The sequence below is a fragment of the Chryseobacterium fluminis genome (assembly GCF_026314945.1).
Classification (GTDB): domain Bacteria; phylum Bacteroidota; class Bacteroidia; order Flavobacteriales; family Weeksellaceae; genus Chryseobacterium; species Chryseobacterium fluminis.
The window spans coordinates 2455097-2471265 of sequence record NZ_CP111121.1; the positions used below are offsets into that span (position 1 = coordinate 2455097).

Here is a 16169-nt window from a genome sequence, read left to right on the forward strand (position 1 = left end):
ATCGCACATGCGGTTCTTTTTTATTTAATTCTACTGCAGATAATCCTTCAGATAACTTTTATATGTTCTTCCCAACGGCAGCTTCTCCCCTCCTTCCAAATAGACCGAATTGGCATCATAAGAATGAATATGTGAAGAAAGAACAATATAAGATTTATGAATCCTTACAAAACCGAAATCCTGAAATTTTTCTTCAAAATTCGACATCCTGTCTAAAATCATATATTTTTTAAAAGCAGTCACCAGAATTATATATTCTCCAAAACCCTCTACCCACAGAATATCTTTCAGAAACACTTTATTGATAACATAATTTGATTTAAACATAATAAAATCTTCCCGGGTTTTATTTTCAGCAGATCTTTTGAATTGCAGAAAATCTTTTGCCTTGTTAATTGCTTTTTTAAAGGTTTCAAAATCCACAGGCTTTACCAGATAATGCACCACATCCAGTTCAAATGCCTTCACGGCATGCTGTGTTTCCAGGGTCATAAAAATACAGAGCGGTTTGTAAGGAAGGGTTTCGAGAAGTTCGATCCCGTTTACCAGCGGCATATTGATGTCTAAAATAACTAGATCGGGCTTGTTGGCACTTAAATATTCCAACGCATGAACGGGATTTTGAAAGGTCCCGATAACCTCCACATCATCTATTTTGTCACAATACTGTTTTACCAGTTGTAATGCAGGAAATTCATCGTCTACGCTTACTATTTTTATATTAGGCATTATAATTAATTTTTAAAACAGATTCGTAATTTTTGCTGCTTAAAGCCTGGGAAGAAAAATGGTATTGCCCGGGATAATATTTTTCGAGTATCCCGGCAATCGCCTTATTTCCCAATCCCTGATATCCTATATCCGGGGAATAACATTTATTTTCGGCAATAGAATTTTCAACTCTGAAAATGATCTCACGGTTTTCTATAGTGCAACCCACTTTTACAAAAGATGACGGCTCCATCCCGATGGCAGAGTGCTTCAGCGAGTTCTCAAACAGTGTGAGGAAAACGGACGGCGGAATCTCAATAACATCCCACACCTCCTCATGCTGAAGCTCAAACAGGATATCCAGCTGATTATTGAATTTTAACTGATACAGTTCAGCAAGAGACTTTAATGAAGAAAATTCCTGCCCGATGCTAATTTTTTCTTTTCCGCTGTCATAGATAATGTACTGCAGCAATTTGCTGAGCTCTAAAATCGAATGCGATGTCTTTTCTGTCGGCACAAAGCTGGATACATAAATATTATTGAGTGTATTTAATAAAAAATGGGGGCTCAGCTTAGATTTAAGCAAATCGATATACAACTGTTCTTTCTGCTCGCCAAGATCTGCAACATCCTGCTCAATAAGGAATTTATCTTTTGTAATGCCTAAAAAGGAAGCTACAAGGATCACAATTGCCTGGGTAAGGTAGACATTATACAGAAAAGTGATATTCGACTCTCCCCTCATAAAGGGTATCCCAAAAATAGCCGGTTCGGATAAAATCCTGAAAAGACTGGAGGTCAGAAAGCACATCAGCGCGTACAGGATAAACTCGGGATACTTATTGGATAAATAAAATTTCGGAACCAGATACTGATATACCCAATAATAAATTCCCAGGCTGTACATCATATTAAAAATAATACTCCAGATAAGATCCGGAGGGTTCAGGTAGCTGTTTTCGGTAAAATAAATGATCAGAACCAGCACCAGAAAGAAAAATGCATGCTGAAATCCCAACAGGAACTTCCAACGGTAAGACATCAGTTTTTTTAAAATTTCAGAACTGAATAAACCTCTGAAAATCATTAATATAACTACAATATTGAGGAGTAAAAACATTTTTTAATGCCGGTTTCAAGGATTCCAAATATACCATCTTTTTAATGTGAAAATGCAGTTCACTGATAAAAAATGCCTTTGATTGAAAAATTCATCGGCCGATATGTGGATTGGATATATTTGAGAAATTACAATATTAACCAAGTGTTACATGAAAATTACATTTAAATTAATTCCCGTATTGGCCCTGTTTATTGCTCCTCTTTTTAAGGCTCAGAGCAGGGACAATTACAATATGTGGTTTCAGTATCTGATGTCGGCAAAGCTCACCGACAAGAATACTTTAACAGCCCTTGCACAATACCGCTCGTTTGATTTGGCGTACGACACCAGACTCTTCCTGGCCAATGCCTATATAGATCACAAAGTTGCCAAGGGGATCAAACCGGCTGTCGGAGCCATGTTCCTTATTCTGGAATCGTACACTTCGAATGACACGAAAAGAATACGGTATGAGAAAAGACCTTTCCAGCAGGTCACCATGGAAAATAATATCGGGCGTACTTCTGTCTCCAACCGCCTGCGTGTGGAAGAGCGATTCATTAACAATCCCGATGAATTTGTGGTCAGACTGCGGTATCTTATTTCGGTGAAAATACCCTTCAGCAGAAAAGGTGAAAAAGAAAAACTGTATGGCATTCTGAAAAACGAGATCAGAATGAATATCGTGAAAGACGAGCCTTTTGACAGCAACCGTATTACTGCCGGCATCGGAGTGAAAACCGGGAAAAATTCGGCGCTGGAACTCGCTTTTATCAATCAGCTGGAAACCGGAAAAACCAGTAACTATGGCTTTATCGGTTTCAGAAACAGCTTCGACTGGCGAAAAAAAGAACAACAATAAAATAATCATTAAATCATAATAATATGCTTACAATTCTTGGATTTCTGATGATCATCATTTTTATGGTTCTGATTATGAACAAAAAAATGACCCCGCTTACCGCCCTGGTTTTAGTACCCATTATCATTGCTATCGCAGCAGGCTACGGATCCGAACTTGGAGACATGACAAAGAACGGCATTAAAGAAATTGCAATGACCGGGGTTATGCTGATATTCGCAATTCTCTTTTTCAGTTTAATGATCGATACGGGGTTATTTGAGCCATTGGTAAAGTTTATTTTAAAGGCTGTAGGAGATAATCCGGTTAAAACAACCGTCGGAACGGCTATTCTTACGACTTTGGTCTCTCTGGATGGCGACGGATCTTCTACTTATATCATCGTGGTGGCAGCCATGCTTCCTTTATATAAAAAACAGGGAATGAATCCCCTTATTCTCACCTGCATTGTGATGCTGGCCGGAGGGATTATGAATATTCTGCCGTGGGGCGGACCTACAGCGCGGGTGATGAGCTCCCTTAAACTCAGCCACACAGAAATATTTGTGCCCATGATTCCTATCATGCTGATCGGTATTCTATGGGTCATAGCGGTAGCTTATATTCTTGGTGTAAAGGAAAAAAGAAGGATTGCAAAATATGGAAGGTATACCCGATACAGTATCAATGATATTGTAGGAGAAACAGATTCTACATTACTGAGACCAAAGCTGCTTTGGGTAAATTTCCTGCTTACCATTGCCCTGCTGGTGGTTATGACGCTTGACCTGATCCCATTGGCGATTGCTTTCATGCTGGCTTTTTGTATTGCCGCAGTCATTAATTATCCCCAGCTTAAGGATCAGCAGAAAATAGTTACCAAACATGCCGGCAACGCCTTATCGGTAGCAGGAATGATTTTCGCAGCTGGTATTTTTACCGGAATTATGAACGGTACCGGAATCATGCAGGCGATGGGAAACAGCATCATAGGAATTGTCCCTGAAAGCTGGGGCGGTTTTCTGAACATTATTACCGCGGTATTCAGTGTTCCGCTTACTTTTTTCCTTACCAATGATGCGTATTATTTTGGAATTTTACCCATCATCACCGCTACCGGAGCGCAAATGGGAATTCCTGCAGATGTATTGGGACGGGCCAGCCTTGTAGGCCAGGCTTCCCATTTACTCAGTCCGCTTGTGCCATCCACATACCTGTTGGTGTCCCTGGCAGGGGTAGAATTTTCGGATCATCTAAAATATACCTTGAAATGGGCGATCGGGTCATCCATCATCATGCTGGTCAGTGCCCTGATTCTTGGGGTGATATAAGGTCATTGCAGGAATTTGCGGAATTCTGCCCATCAATGTCAGTAATAATTCTACAAAATGCCACCACATCAATCTATTTCATATCTCAATATAAATTTTATTTTTGTACCCATAGAAATCCCTACTCATGCCAGGCTATCCAACAAAGAAAACATTTACGGGTAAATATCTCAGGAATCTCACCCTGTACGTATTTATAGCTATTATCGGCGGGGTGATTTCGGGGCATCATTTTCCCGGATTCAGTAAAAAACTGGAGCTTATTAATTTTTACTTTTTCACCATCCTGGAGGCATTAATTCTTCCCGTGATTTTTATTGCGATTATTTATGGGATTCTGAATCTGTTTGAAACAAAAAATTCAAGAAAAATCATTCTTCATACAGCGGTTTATTTTATTTCCGTTACCTCTTTATGCATCATTTTAGGTTTTTCCCTTGGCTTCCTGATAAAACCCGGCGCCGACACAGGGATAAATCTTACAGAAATACACGCCACCATTCCGAAACGCTTTGAATTTTCTCCGGGAAATCCGGATATCTATTCATTCTACAACAGCAGATACTCTATATTTCTGATGCTTTCCATTATCTTCGGAATCGTTGCGGGTCAATTAAAAATTAAAAAACTGACGCCCGCTTTAAACTCCGGAATGGAATTATTTTACGTCGTCATAAAATATCTATACCTTGTCCTACCCATCATTATTTTCTGTAATATTGCTTATGGCATTTCAGTATATGGCATTACCACTCTTCTTCCCTTAAGTAAGATTGTAGCCACGGTTTATCTGGGGAGTCTTATTTTTATCTGTGGAATCTTAGGCTCCATCTGCCATTTTTATCAACTGAACTTCAGAGAATTTCTTATGAGTATAAAAGATGAAATCATTCTTGTCATGACCACATCATCTTCCAAAACGGCATTTCCCATGATTTTTGAAAAACTCGAAAGCCAGGGATACCCTCAAAACGTGATCCGGTTTCTGATTCCGCTGGGATACAATTTCAATCTTGCGGGGGCATGTATCTATATTTCCGCTTCGTGTATGTTTCTCGTTCAGTTTTATGATATTTCTATGGATTTTCGGGATTACTGTGTCCTCTTCCTGATTATTTCCATTACCTCAAAAACAGCTTCCGGAGTTCCGGGATCAGGGTTTCTGGCACTCATTTTTACACTTGAAAAATTCGGGAAAATCCCATTAACCGATATTGCCCTTCTCTACAGTGTCGACCGTTTTATGAATGAAGCCAGATCTGTTACCAATTTTATAGGAATCGCAGTCTCGGCTGCCCTCATTTCAAAGCTTCATCCACTTCAGGAAGACAGATGTTTTTGAGATTCCTACCCTTTTTTTTCTGCCAAAATTTCCGCTTCCCCTGATAAAAAATCTGCCATTTCAGTCACAGGCTGCCGATGGCACGCATTTAGAGAATTACAACACAGAAATAATTTAAAAAATTAAATATATTATGTCAGTAAACTTTAAACCATTAGCAGACAGAGTTTTGATCGAGCCGATCGCTGCAGAAACTAAAACAGCTTCAGGTATTATTATTCCGGACACCGCTAAAGAGAAACCTCAGGAAGGTACAGTAGTAGCAGTAGGTCCAGGAAAGAAAGATGAGCCTACAACTGTACAGGTAGGTGACAAAGTTCTTTATGGAAAATATTCAGGTTCCGAACTGAAACTGGAAGGAAAAGATTATTTAATTGTAAAAGAAGGAGATTTACTGGGAGTTATCGGTTAATTTGTAAAAAGTAAAATGTATTCATGTAAAATGACTTCATGAATATACATTCATTAATACATTGTACAAAGTACATTAATACAATAAAAGATTATGGCAAAAGAAATAAAATTCGATATTGAATCAAGAGACGCTTTAAAAAGAGGGGTTGATGCATTGGCTAATGCAGTAAAGGTAACTTTAGGACCAAAAGGGAGAAACGTAGTGATTGAAAAATCTTTCGGTGCACCTCACGTAACGAAGGACGGTGTTTCTGTAGCGAAAGAAATCGAACTTGAAGACAGAGTAGAAAACATGGGAGCGCAAATGGTAAAAGAAGTGGCTTCCAAAACCAATGATATTGCAGGAGACGGTACTACTACCGCTACTGTACTGGCACAGGCTATCGTAAGAGAAGGTCTTAAGAATGTAGCTGCAGGGGCTAACCCGATGGATCTGAAAAGAGGGATCGACAAAGCAGTAACTGCTGTAGTTGAAAACCTTAAATCTCAGTCTAAAACTGTTGGAGATTCTACAGAAATGGTGAAGCAGGTAGCTTCCGTTTCTGCGAACAATGACGAAACAATCGGTGCTTTGATCGCTGAAGCTTTCGGAAAAGTAGGAAAAGAAGGGGTAATCACGGTAGAAGAAGCTAAAGGTATCGATACAACGGTAGACGTTGTAGAAGGGATGCAGTTTGACAGAGGATACCAGTCTCCATATTTCGTAACGAATCCTGAGAAAATGGTCGCTGAGGTTGAAAACCCTTACATCCTTTTGGTTGAGAAAAAAATCTCTTCAATGAAGGAATTGCTTCCGGTTCTTGAGCCGATTGCACAGGGTGGAAAATCTTTATTGATCATCTCTGAAGAAGTGGAAGGTGAAGCTTTGGCTACTTTGGTGGTAAACAAATTAAGAGGTTCTCTTAAAATTGCTGCTGTAAAAGCTCCGGGATTCGGAGACAGAAGAAAAGCAATGTTAGAAGATATCGCAATCCTTACAGGTGGACAGGTTATTTCTGAGGAGCAAGGTTTCACAATGGAAAACATCTCTTTGGATATGTTGGGAACGGCTGAGAAAGTAACCATTGATAAAGATAACACGACGATCGTAAACGGTGGTGGTGACGAAGCTAAAATCAAAGGAAGAGTTGCTCAGATCAAAGCGCAGATGGAAACATCTACTTCTGATTATGATAAAGAAAAACTTCAGGAGAGATTGGCTAAATTAGCCGGTGGTGTTGCCGTACTTTACGTAGGTGCTGCTTCTGAAGTGGAAATGAAGGAGAAAAAAGACAGAGTAGATGATGCGTTACACGCTACAAGAGCTGCAGTGGAAGAAGGTATCGTTGCCGGTGGTGGTGTTGCTTTGGTAAGAGCCATCTCTGCTTTGGAAAACCTTACAGGAATTAATTCTGACGAAACGACGGGGATCAAAATCGTAAAAAGAGCGATCGAAGAGCCATTGAGACAAATCGTTGCCAACGCAGGCGGTGAAGGTTCTGTAATCGTTGCTAAAGTAGCAGAAGGAACTGCAGACTTCGGATACAACGCTAAAACTGACGAGTATGTAAACATGCTTGAAGCAGGAATCATCGACCCTACGAAAGTAACCAGAGTTGCCCTTGAAAATGCAGCTTCTGTTTCAGGAATGCTTTTAACTACTGAATGTGTCATCACTGAAGTGAAGAAAGACGAACCAGCTATGCCAATGGGTGGTGGAATGCCGGGAATGATGTAACAGCGTAAGCTAAGACAAATTAATATATTAACCGTTCTGTTTGTTGCAGGGCGGTTTTTTTGTTTGTAAGGTTTAAGCTTTTTGGCAAAAGTGCCTGGGTTAATATCCTTGTCAAGGTTTTTAAACCTTGACAAGGATATTAACCTACAACAATACAAGTAACATGAATTACTCTTCAAACGGTCAGCATTCAATATTACTATCGAAAATGCCCTATAAATAGATATATTTGTAAAAAAGATTACAGAAAATATGGAAAACAAATATTTACTTCATGGGAAACTGACCGCAAAATCAGGACAGCAAAAGGAACTTGCCGACATTTTAATACAGGCATCCCGACTTGTATCAGCCACTAAAGGCTGCCAACTGTATGCTGTTAGCTATGACAAAGAGGATGAAGCTTCCGTTTACGTTACGGAAATTTGGGACAGTAAAAACGACCATGACGATTCTCTGAAAGCAGAAGGCGTCAGAGAACTTATCATGAAAGCAATGCCTTTATTAGACGCTCCACCTACGAAGGGACAGGAACTGGAAGTTTTAGGTGGCGCAGGAATATAAGACAACAGTCACCGACCGAAGCAATTTCATATACGAACCGTTCTGTTTTTACAGGGCGGTTTTTTTATGGTATATTTACAGCTAACCATGAAATATGAAAAATATTTTAAAATGAAAATCAATTTTCTTTCCAGTTTATATATCGCGCTCTTAATGATCATTTTACCGGAATGTGCATTTTCACAATCGGCCGACTTTACCATTCGGGACGTAAAGTTCGAAAGCCAGGGTATCACTCTCGCGGGCTCTGTTTTAGAACCTGAAAAACCATCGGCTGCCGTTGTGATTGTTCACGGATCCGATCCTGTAAAAAGAGAGATGGAATTTGCCAAACGTCTTGCCCAACAAGGCATTGCCGTCTTCACGTATGACAAACGGGGCGTAGGAGAATCCGGCGGTGTGTATGTAGGCCCATCGGTCGGCACCAATAATATCGACCCCGGTAATCTTAATCTGTTGGCGCAGGATGCCAATGCAGCCGTAACAACATTCCGGACCTATCTGAAGCATAAAAAAATACCCATCGGATTGGTAGGCTTCAGCCAGGCAGGATGGATCATCCCGATAGCAGCCGGAAAAAACCCAAACATTGAATTTATGGTCCTATTCAGCGGCCCCACCATTACCACTCTGGAACAGCTCCGGTTTCAGTTTTATACGAATGGAAACACTCATTTCTGGGAAAACCATACAGAAGCTGATGCCCTTGACCATACCCAAAATGCCCCCGACCGATATCAATTTACAGCAACCGATCCCAAAATCTCCCTGAATACGCTTACCATTCCCGGACTTTGGCTTTTTGGTGAAAAAGACATACAGATTCCGGTAAAGTTGTGTATAGAACAGTTGAATGCCCTTAAAGCTCAGGGCAAACCTTTTGAGTATACTTTATTTCCTAAGCTTGGACACAATACGTCTTCCGGCAAGGACACCGTTCCTGTTGATATTGCTGTACAATGGATCAGGCAGAAAGCGCTGGGTATTAAAAATTCTAAATTTTCAAAGTAATTATAATCATTATTATCGACTCTAAGAAGGTTTAAGGGTTGCTCTTGGAAATATAGGAGCTTCTCTGAAAAGACGGGCAGCTATGCGAATGGGTTTTGGAATGCCGGGAATGATGTAGTTATTACTGATACTTTAACTATATAAACCGCTCTATTTTGTAGGCGGTTTTTATTACAAATTGTTGGAAAATAGAAAATTTCAGTTACTTTATAATACTATTTATTAAGAACGTTTTCTATTAGTTTTTAAAATTTGTTCTCTATATCGTGTTAAATATTTTGGCATTTCATCTGGAAGTTGCTTTTCAATTTCAACTTTTTCAATAATTTTTTCAGGAGCATCAATTTTATGGTTAAAAACTTTTATTCCCGTAATAATCTGGTTACCAGAATACTTAGTTTTCCTCATGCTTAGCCTAAAACCGCAACTTTTTACAATCTCTAAAATATCAGAAATAACATGGTGAAAATCTTGTTGAGACGAAAAAGTTAAATCATCAACGAATCTTGTATAGGTAATATCATATTGTCTGCAAAATGTAATTAATTGATTATCAATTTTAAGAAACACAATATTTGCAATGTGTGTACTAGTCGGTGTCCCTTGTGGCAACTCTCCTTTCCAAGTAACAAATCTTGTAATATAAAATGCAAATTGTTCATTAAATCCTAAATCTATAAATGTTTGATACACCATAGGAGATTTAACAGAAGGAAAAAATTCTTGTAAATCTGTTGTAAGAACATACTTTTTTCCTTGATGTTTTTTAGCATTAGTGATATTATTGTTTTTTTTTACCCCACCATGAACATTACTTGGAAGTGAAATTTTCTCAAGAATATTAATTTTTATGTTATTTTGTAAAGTTTTTAATTTTAAAAAAGATGGCCTAATATATCTTTTTTTAACAGTTCCATCTTTATAAGTTTTTGGGAGTCCAGTAGTTTTATCATTTTTAATAATTTCCCATTCATCATAATAGTTATCCAAAAAACTTATCAATTCTTTAAGCTCTCTTTCCGGGATCCTTACTATAGAAGGAAAGTGTAAACGCATTTTAGACTTTGAAGAATTCATTTACCAGAGATTTAACTGATGGATTGATTAGGTTAAAAGCATCACGTTTTTCTGGTTTAACATCTTCATTATTTAATGAAAGAAAAAATAAAATAGGCAAAGGTATATCTAAACAACCACTAATTTCTTTTAGTTTTGATAGATTAGGTTCCTTAGAATTTGATTCGATTTGAGATAAATAAGTTTGTGTAATACCACACGAAGTAGCAAACTCTTTTTGAGTTTGCCCCCTTTGCTTTCTGATATTCCGTATTGTAGTACCTAAATCCATGATCAATATATTAAAAAAGTTTAAAGAAGTGTCGAAGATTGCTAAATAGTTGTGTTGAATCCATATTATTAAATTATTTTGTTAAAAAATTATAGATTAACTCTAAAATATCAGATATTTCAACCTGATAATGCTTATCAGTTAAACCTTTTTTACTTCTTAACATTGTTAACTTAGCAATTGCCTCGTTTAACAAATTCAATTCAACCTCCGAAAGAGAACACTGGCTCTGTGAAATGATAGTTTGTAAATCTTTGATCAAACTATCAATGTTTTTAAGTCTTTTTAATCTAGACATAATATTCATTTTTAAATTATTGGGGCACTATTGCTCCCTGCTAATTTTCAACAATATATAGCCAATAACCGAATACGTAAGCAATGTTCTCTATGCACTCTTTAACTTCCCTGCTCTCAAAAATGGATGAGAGCATAAATCAAACTAAAATCATCTCTACCTAATTCTCAATTAAATCTTATCCAATTATCAAATGGGTTAACCTAGGGGTTAATAATCAAATAATCGATTAGCCTATTCCCTATTGATTGTTGAAAAGGGTTGAGAGGGTGGAAAGGTTTGGTCTGAAAAGCCTCAATTGTGAGGTATTTAATTCGCATTAAATAAAAATAAACTCTATTCTGTTACTAACTTTAAAAACATTTTCAAAGAACTACTGATGCAAATATATAAAAAATTACTCACAGTTAATATAATTTGATAATATATTTTAATAAAATCACATAAATAATTGATAATCAGTTATTAAAATCCATTATCTACAGCAGAGTAAATACAGAAAGGTGTAACATTCAGCTTTAAGCTATCTAAATCCAATAAACTACACTTCGAGCATTTACATTTAAGAGAACGAAGTATCGTCTTAAAAATAATAAAATCCCAGCACTCGCTAGAATTTACTCATCAATCTTATATTTTTCAATATCAAATTCAAAATTAAATAGTTCCTTAGGCGAAATTTTAAATGCTGAAGCCATTTTAAGAAGAGTTTCAATGGTAGGATTTCCTTTACCATTTTCATATTTATTATAATTACTGGAATCAAAAACCGAGTTTTGTGCAACGGCGTCCATAGAATTATATTTTTCCTTTCTTATCTCTTTGAGATGTTCAGAAAAACACTGCATGTACAATTTTAAAACGTCTTTGCTATCCATTAATTTTATAATTAATAGCAATTTTAGAATTTCAATCAAATATTTCATGGTAATATATTACCATATATCAGAAAATTTATTATTTTTGTCTACAGATTATATCTGAAGATGTAATTTTGCGATACTTCAAAGAAATATAGAAGCTATTGCTTAGAATCTCGACTTGAAAACTGGTAATTTAAAAGCAACGAGAAGATAAGCAGGAAGCTCACGACCTAGGCGTGGGTTCTCCTTATCTGTTGCACGGTATACCAGTACCTCAAGTCGGATATTGTAGAGTCCCATGCCGTTTTTTATTTCATGCTGTTCTGCCTTTCTACAATTATTTTTTCTAAGCCTGCTTTATCCCATAAGTATCATGACAGGTTACGGTGGAGTGTACAATCCATTGCGGCTTTCGGGCCAGAAAAAACTAAAATCTATTAATGATAAAAAAATGCAGACCTATGAAAAAAACCAGAACCCCCCAATTTTCGGCAGCGGGCAAAAAGCACTCTGCCCTACAGCAGATGGAGACTTATTTCCAGTTCCATGACCTAACCAATTCTAAAAACAGATTAAACAATATTGTCAATTATGCAGTAAAAAAGAACAGCTGGATCAAAGAAGAACCCTCTGACCTTTTTCATTTTCGCCAGTCTATGAAATCGCTGGTGCGGGCAGGCTACCGCATCACGCTTAAGGAAAACAAATGGGAAGCCGATGACAAGAAAGAAAATGCTACCCCACTGCTTCTCGGCTCACTTTCAGAGAAGGAATACCGGAATCCCCTGTTGGTCTTTAAGAAAGCATTTTCAGAATACAGCGTCCGGGAATTTGACTATTTTATGAGCGGAATGATCTATTCCTCCCTCGGCGTCTACGACAGTGTCCCGGAAAAAAATATCGTGAGCCCGTACATTCACCTGACCAAAATGCTGGATGCCGCCCACCTTATTCTTGAACGGAGAAGCAGGAAATAAAAATCCCGCTACCGCACAAATCCTTACCCGCTACCCACGACGCTACCGCACGAATCCTTTCGTGTGGTTTTAATAATATACTCAGATATTCTTAAAACAATTTTATTTTTTTTTCTGTAAGCCACACGATACAATCGTGCGGCAGCGGGTGATAGAATCGTGCGGCAGCAGTTTACTAAAATTCCGGAAATAGTCTGCGGTTTTCTTATTTTTACGGTGATAAAGAAATAGGATATGAAGAAAATAGAACAGAAAATAGATGAAGCCTTCAGAAATACCTTCCTTTTCCCAAGGGAAAAGGTGGTGACCGATTTTTTGGCCGGGGTGATGAATTCGAAATATAAGTTCAGAGAGGATGATCAGAAAATTGAAGTGATCAGCTTATATTATTATGCCTCAAGTCCGTTAAGCTTTTTATTTGCGATGCCTCATTACGGATATTATTCTCCTGATAAAACCACAGGTATCGCAGAGCTGCATTTAAAAGAATATGCCTTGGAAGACTACTCTCCTGCTGATGTTCAGGAATTGTGTAAAACAGTTCTGGACGAAAACGGTATTGATTATTCTGCTTATCTGGATGAAGAGGATCAGTTGGATTATGCGCACTACTGGGAAAACCAGTTCGGTCTGGAATGTGATTTTTTAATGAACTGCTGGAGACATGCGAAAGAAAAAACACAATCTAAAATGCTGGGATTTTTAGAATCTTCAGATAGCGGAGGTGGAATGTATGATTTAAATAACGGGTATGATGTTCCGTTCGATGTTGATCTTGATGAATATCTGCAAGCTCAGGGTTTCAGTATTCAAAAAGTAAACTAATTCCTCTATAACCTGCCTGTGGTATATGTGAAGGAGTAAAACGGACATTCCACCGGGTCGCAGCGGGAAACGGAAGAAATGGTAAAGACGTTGGAAATCTGATGTCCCAGCAGGGTGTTGTATTAAAATTATAAACACTTAGCAGATAATTAATAAATATAAATTTATTTTTTTCACAAAACAGTGTGTTTTTTTCATCTTTGCCCGTTTTTTGCTGTTGCCTCCCTATCCATCACTTTATATTAATGAAAATATACGATTATGAAAAAGCATCTCACTCTGGTATTTTGCGCACTTCTTTTAACGGAAGCCGGTGCCCAGGAGGTCAGTACTGTTCCTGCGGAAAAACTCAATATCATTAAAACCAATGTCACCGCGTACGCATTCCGGAATATCAACTTAACGTACGAAAGGTCATTCAACAGATGGCTGTCTGTGAATGTGGGATTCGGCACCATGCCTGAAGGAAAAGTCCCCTTTATGAATTCATTTTTAAGTGATGAAGATGAGAAAAGATTTCAGAATCTTGAAGTTAAAATGTTTAATTTCACCATCGAGCCCCGTGTATATATTGGGCAGGGTTATGGGAAAGGATTTTATTTTGCACCGTATTACCGGTATTCCAAAGTTACTTCCAATACATTCGATTTTTATTACGATTATAATTTCAGCGGAACTACTTATCAGATTCCGTTGCAGGGCCACGGAGATACCCGCGGAAACAGCGGCGGACTGATGGTGGGTGCCCAGTTTTTCCTTACCCGAAGCCAGAATCTTGTCCTCGATTTCTGGATTGCAGGCGCGCATTACGGCAGCGGTAAGGGCGAGTTCAGAATGACCAGTGACGTTGTCCTTACTCCCGATATGCAGGCTCAGCTGAAACAGGAAATAGAAAATCTCGACATTCCTGTTGTCGACTATACTGTAGAGACCAATGCCAATGGTGCCGTAGTAAAAGTGGACGGCCCGTGGCTAGGCTTCAGGAGCGGATTATCCATAGGCTATCGGTTCTAGGATAAAAATATAGGGAAACATTTTGACAGGTAGGGGAAAAATAAATATCTTTCCCTTATGAATTCACCACAAATCACCACGGCCCAGAGAATTAAAGCGATCGTAGGCGGATCTATAGGAAACCTGGTAGAATGGTATGACTGGTATGCCTATGCTGCCTTTGCCATTTATTTTTCCAATTCTTTTTTTCCGGACTCGGATCTTACGGCACAATTATTAAATACGGCAGGAATTTTTGCGGTAGGGTTTCTTATGCGGCCTTTCGGAGGATGGCTTTTCGGAAGTATTGCCGACAGAGTGGGAAGAAAAAAGGCGATGACCCTCTCTGTTCTCCTGATGTCATTCGGGTCATTATTAATCGCCTTAACCCCAACGTATAAAACAATAGGCGTCCTGGCTCCCCTTCTCTTATTGGTAGCCCGTCTTTTACAGGGATTAAGCGTAGGCGGTGAATATGGTGTTTCCGCAACGTACCTCAGCGAAATGGCGACAAGCGAAAGGAGAGGATTTTATTCGAGTTTTCAATATGTAACCCTTATTGGCGGACAGCTGATCGCATTGGGTATTCAGCTGATTTTGCAGAAACTGTTATTATCGGAAACCCAGCTGGAAGACTGGGGCTGGAGAATTCCTTTTGTCATCGGGGCCCTGCTTTCTGTGATCGCCCTGTATTTACGGGCCAATCTTCATGAAACTGAAGCCTTTGAAAACAAAAAGCAGGCTGATGTGAATAAAAAAGGATCTGTAAAAGAACTTTTGAAACATCCGAAAGCGCTCATTACTGTGGTGGGATTAACGCTTGGTGGTACACTGGCCTTTTATACGTATACTACTTATATGCAGAAATTCCTCGTGAACACGGTTCATCTTACCAAAGAAGAATCTACACTCATTTCTTTTATTTCATTATTCATATTCGCTTGCCTGCAGCCCGTTTTCGGTGCTTTATCAGATAAAATCGGGAGAAGGCCTTTATTATTAAGTTTCGGAATACTGGGAACTGTTTTCACCTATCCCCTTTTAAATGCTTTAAGTACCACAACCTCGATGTGGGGTGCTTTCTTTTTAATTATGTCTGCATTAATTATCGTGAGTGGGTATACCTCCATCAATGCCGTTGTAAAGGCAGAGCTTTTTCCATCAGAAGTAAGAGCCTTGGGAGTAGGACTTCCGTACGCATTAACGGTCGCCGTCTTTGGCGGAACAGCAGAGTATATCGCTCTTTGGTTCAAGCAGGCACAGGTAGAACATTATTTCTACTGGTATATTACAGCGTGTATTTTCTTCTCTTTCATCGTATATGCAACTATGAAAGACACGAAAAAAAATTCTGCACTGGACAGAGATTAATATATCCGGCTATAACATCGGGGCGGCTCAGATAAATCTGAGCCGCCCCGATGTTTATTTTTAATGATAAGCCTGCTTAAACTTTTCAATGATATTATCCAGATTATGCCGCTGTACATATACGCTCTTCACCTCTTCGTACCTCGGAGATTTATAGAAAACCTCGTGGAAATCCATACTTCCGTTACCTACTTTTACCACTTTCTGTACTTCGATATTTAATTTTTTCAATTCCTCCTTAAAACTGTGGAATTCATCATTAATATTATTCATTTATATTTTTGGATTTAGGGTTAAAATTACTTTTTTATATCAAACACCCTACCAATTTATAGGGGTGATGTCGAAATTCACATTAAAGTTAGTAAATTTATTGGTACTAATCCCACATTATGTTAGCATTTTTGTAGTTTATTTTATATTATGTCGACTATTTCGTAAAATTTCCGCTGCTTGTT

General features: G+C 38.3%; 18 protein-coding genes. 11 read left to right on the forward strand and 7 right to left on the reverse strand.

All coding sequences use genetic code 11. The features are described 5' to 3' along the window. Nucleotides 1-30 precede the first annotated feature (30 nt). Nucleotides 31-729: a LytR/AlgR family response regulator transcription factor gene (locus ODZ84_RS11185; RefSeq protein ID WP_266177188.1), complete on the reverse strand. Its 699-nt coding sequence runs from the start codon at nucleotides 727-729 to the stop codon at nucleotides 31-33. Beyond that, the gene (locus tag ODZ84_RS11190; protein ID WP_266177190.1) at nucleotides 722-1834 is read right to left on the reverse strand and encodes a sensor histidine kinase; all 1113 of its coding nucleotides are present in this window, start codon (nucleotides 1832-1834) and stop codon (nucleotides 722-724) included. The genes ODZ84_RS11185 and ODZ84_RS11190 overlap by 8 nt, the downstream gene beginning before the upstream one ends. A 151-nt stretch (nucleotides 1835-1985) precedes the next feature. Between ODZ84_RS11190 and ODZ84_RS11195 the strand changes: the two genes are divergently transcribed. From ODZ84_RS11195 to ODZ84_RS11225, 7 genes are all read left to right on the forward strand, one after another. Next, entirely contained in the window at nucleotides 1986-2678 is a 693-nt protein-coding gene (locus tag ODZ84_RS11195) for a DUF2490 domain-containing protein (protein ID WP_266177193.1), read from the forward strand. Nucleotides 2679-2701: 23 nt separating this feature from the next. After that, complete coding sequence (locus ODZ84_RS11200; protein ID WP_266177197.1) at nucleotides 2702-3988, forward strand: CitMHS family transporter; 1287 nt, start codon at nucleotides 2702-2704, stop codon at nucleotides 3986-3988. Between the two features lie 127 nt (nucleotides 3989-4115). Then, a complete protein-coding gene (locus ODZ84_RS11205) occupies nucleotides 4116-5330 on the forward strand; it encodes a dicarboxylate/amino acid:cation symporter (RefSeq protein ID WP_266177198.1) in 1215 nt (404 codons plus the stop codon). A gap of 133 nt (nucleotides 5331-5463) precedes the next feature. Further along, complete coding sequence (locus tag ODZ84_RS11210) at nucleotides 5464-5742, forward strand: co-chaperone GroES (RefSeq protein WP_080776869.1); 279 nt, start codon at nucleotides 5464-5466, stop codon at nucleotides 5740-5742. A gap of 93 nt (nucleotides 5743-5835) precedes the next feature. After that, complete coding sequence (gene groL / locus ODZ84_RS11215; RefSeq protein WP_266177199.1) at nucleotides 5836-7461, forward strand: chaperonin GroEL; 1626 nt, start codon at nucleotides 5836-5838, stop codon at nucleotides 7459-7461. Between the two features lie 252 nt (nucleotides 7462-7713). After that, nucleotides 7714-8025 carry a putative quinol monooxygenase gene (locus ODZ84_RS11220; protein ID WP_266177200.1) on the forward strand — a complete coding sequence of 104 codons (312 nt, stop codon included), beginning with the start codon at nucleotides 7714-7716 and terminating at the stop codon, nucleotides 8023-8025. A gap of 111 nt (nucleotides 8026-8136) precedes the next feature. After that, the gene (locus tag ODZ84_RS11225; protein WP_266177201.1) at nucleotides 8137-9036 is read left to right on the forward strand and encodes an alpha/beta hydrolase family protein; all 900 of its coding nucleotides are present in this window, start codon (nucleotides 8137-8139) and stop codon (nucleotides 9034-9036) included. A gap of 222 nt (nucleotides 9037-9258) precedes the next feature. Here ODZ84_RS11225 and ODZ84_RS11230 read toward each other — a convergent pair whose 3' ends face one another. The 4 genes from ODZ84_RS11230 to ODZ84_RS11245 all read right to left on the reverse strand — a co-directional run bounded on the left by ODZ84_RS11230 (nucleotide 9259) and on the right by ODZ84_RS11245 (nucleotide 11560). After that, nucleotides 9259-10113 (reverse strand): reverse transcriptase family protein, encoded by an 855-nt coding sequence (locus ODZ84_RS11230; RefSeq protein ID WP_266177202.1) that lies wholly within the window; start codon nucleotides 10111-10113, stop codon nucleotides 9259-9261. Then, nucleotides 10094-10384, reverse strand: coding sequence for a helix-turn-helix domain-containing protein (locus ODZ84_RS11235; RefSeq protein WP_266177203.1), 291 nt, complete (start codon nucleotides 10382-10384; stop codon nucleotides 10094-10096). The genes ODZ84_RS11230 and ODZ84_RS11235 overlap by 20 nt, the downstream gene beginning before the upstream one ends. 73 nt (nucleotides 10385-10457) lie before the next feature. Further along, nucleotides 10458-10682 (reverse strand): hypothetical protein, encoded by a 225-nt coding sequence (locus ODZ84_RS11240; RefSeq protein WP_266177204.1) that lies wholly within the window; start codon nucleotides 10680-10682, stop codon nucleotides 10458-10460. Nucleotides 10683-11299: 617 nt separating this feature from the next. Beyond that, nucleotides 11300-11560 carry a helix-turn-helix domain-containing protein gene (locus ODZ84_RS11245; protein WP_266177205.1) on the reverse strand — a complete coding sequence of 87 codons (261 nt, stop codon included), beginning with the start codon at nucleotides 11558-11560 and terminating at the stop codon, nucleotides 11300-11302. Between the two features lie 446 nt (nucleotides 11561-12006). On the opposite strand from ODZ84_RS11245, the gene ODZ84_RS11250 reads away from it, so the two are divergent. The 4 genes from ODZ84_RS11250 to ODZ84_RS11265 all read left to right on the forward strand — a co-directional run bounded on the left by ODZ84_RS11250 (nucleotide 12007) and on the right by ODZ84_RS11265 (nucleotide 15711). Next, nucleotides 12007-12522, forward strand: a complete 516-nt coding sequence (locus ODZ84_RS11250; RefSeq protein ID WP_266177206.1) for a hypothetical protein — start codon at nucleotides 12007-12009, stop codon at nucleotides 12520-12522. A gap of 234 nt (nucleotides 12523-12756) precedes the next feature. Continuing rightward, complete coding sequence (locus ODZ84_RS11255; protein WP_266177208.1) at nucleotides 12757-13347, forward strand: hypothetical protein; 591 nt, start codon at nucleotides 12757-12759, stop codon at nucleotides 13345-13347. Nucleotides 13348-13608: 261 nt separating this feature from the next. Next, complete coding sequence (locus ODZ84_RS11260; protein WP_266177209.1) at nucleotides 13609-14361, forward strand: DUF3575 domain-containing protein; 753 nt, start codon at nucleotides 13609-13611, stop codon at nucleotides 14359-14361. A gap of 57 nt (nucleotides 14362-14418) precedes the next feature. Continuing rightward, nucleotides 14419-15711 (forward strand): MFS transporter, encoded by a 1293-nt coding sequence (locus tag ODZ84_RS11265; RefSeq protein WP_266177211.1) that lies wholly within the window; start codon nucleotides 14419-14421, stop codon nucleotides 15709-15711. A gap of 60 nt (nucleotides 15712-15771) precedes the next feature. Here ODZ84_RS11265 and ODZ84_RS11270 read toward each other — a convergent pair whose 3' ends face one another. Then, nucleotides 15772-15984: a hypothetical protein gene (locus ODZ84_RS11270; protein ID WP_266177213.1), complete on the reverse strand. Its 213-nt coding sequence runs from the start codon at nucleotides 15982-15984 to the stop codon at nucleotides 15772-15774. Nucleotides 15985-16169 lie beyond the last annotated feature (185 nt).

Excerpts from the sequence above, each read along its gene's own strand:
- ODZ84_RS11220 (WP_266177200.1), top strand. The coding sequence starts at position 7,714 with ATGGAAAACAAATATTTACTTCATGGGAAACTGACCGCAAAATCAGGA.
- ODZ84_RS11240 (WP_266177204.1), bottom strand. The coding sequence starts at position 10,682 with ATGTCTAGATTAAAAAGACTTAAAAACATTGATAGTTTGATCAAAGAT.
- ODZ84_RS11200 (WP_266177197.1), top strand. The coding sequence starts at position 2,702 with ATGCTTACAATTCTTGGATTTCTGATGATCATCATTTTTATGGTTCTG.
- ODZ84_RS11270 (WP_266177213.1), bottom strand. The coding sequence starts at position 15,984 with ATGAATAATATTAATGATGAATTCCACAGTTTTAAGGAGGAATTGAAA.
- ODZ84_RS11210 (WP_080776869.1), top strand. The coding sequence starts at position 5,464 with ATGTCAGTAAACTTTAAACCATTAGCAGACAGAGTTTTGATCGAGCCG.
- ODZ84_RS11265 (WP_266177211.1), top strand. The coding sequence starts at position 14,419 with ATGAATTCACCACAAATCACCACGGCCCAGAGAATTAAAGCGATCGTA.
- ODZ84_RS11250 (WP_266177206.1), top strand. The coding sequence starts at position 12,007 with ATGAAAAAAACCAGAACCCCCCAATTTTCGGCAGCGGGCAAAAAGCAC.
- ODZ84_RS11185 (WP_266177188.1), bottom strand. The coding sequence starts at position 729 with ATGCCTAATATAAAAATAGTAAGCGTAGACGATGAATTTCCTGCATTA.
- ODZ84_RS11255 (WP_266177208.1), top strand. The coding sequence starts at position 12,757 with ATGAAGAAAATAGAACAGAAAATAGATGAAGCCTTCAGAAATACCTTC.
- ODZ84_RS11195 (WP_266177193.1), top strand. The coding sequence starts at position 1,986 with ATGAAAATTACATTTAAATTAATTCCCGTATTGGCCCTGTTTATTGCT.
- groL (WP_266177199.1), top strand. The coding sequence starts at position 5,836 with ATGGCAAAAGAAATAAAATTCGATATTGAATCAAGAGACGCTTTAAAA.
- ODZ84_RS11230 (WP_266177202.1), bottom strand. The coding sequence starts at position 10,113 with ATGAATTCTTCAAAGTCTAAAATGCGTTTACACTTTCCTTCTATAGTA.
- ODZ84_RS11225 (WP_266177201.1), top strand. The coding sequence starts at position 8,137 with ATGAAAATCAATTTTCTTTCCAGTTTATATATCGCGCTCTTAATGATC.
- ODZ84_RS11260 (WP_266177209.1), top strand. The coding sequence starts at position 13,609 with ATGAAAAAGCATCTCACTCTGGTATTTTGCGCACTTCTTTTAACGGAA.
- ODZ84_RS11245 (WP_266177205.1), bottom strand. The coding sequence starts at position 11,560 with ATGGATAGCAAAGACGTTTTAAAATTGTACATGCAGTGTTTTTCTGAA.
- ODZ84_RS11235 (WP_266177203.1), bottom strand. The coding sequence starts at position 10,384 with ATGGATTTAGGTACTACAATACGGAATATCAGAAAGCAAAGGGGGCAA.
- ODZ84_RS11205 (WP_266177198.1), top strand. The coding sequence starts at position 4,116 with ATGCCAGGCTATCCAACAAAGAAAACATTTACGGGTAAATATCTCAGG.
- ODZ84_RS11190 (WP_266177190.1), bottom strand. The coding sequence starts at position 1,834 with ATGTTTTTACTCCTCAATATTGTAGTTATATTAATGATTTTCAGAGGT.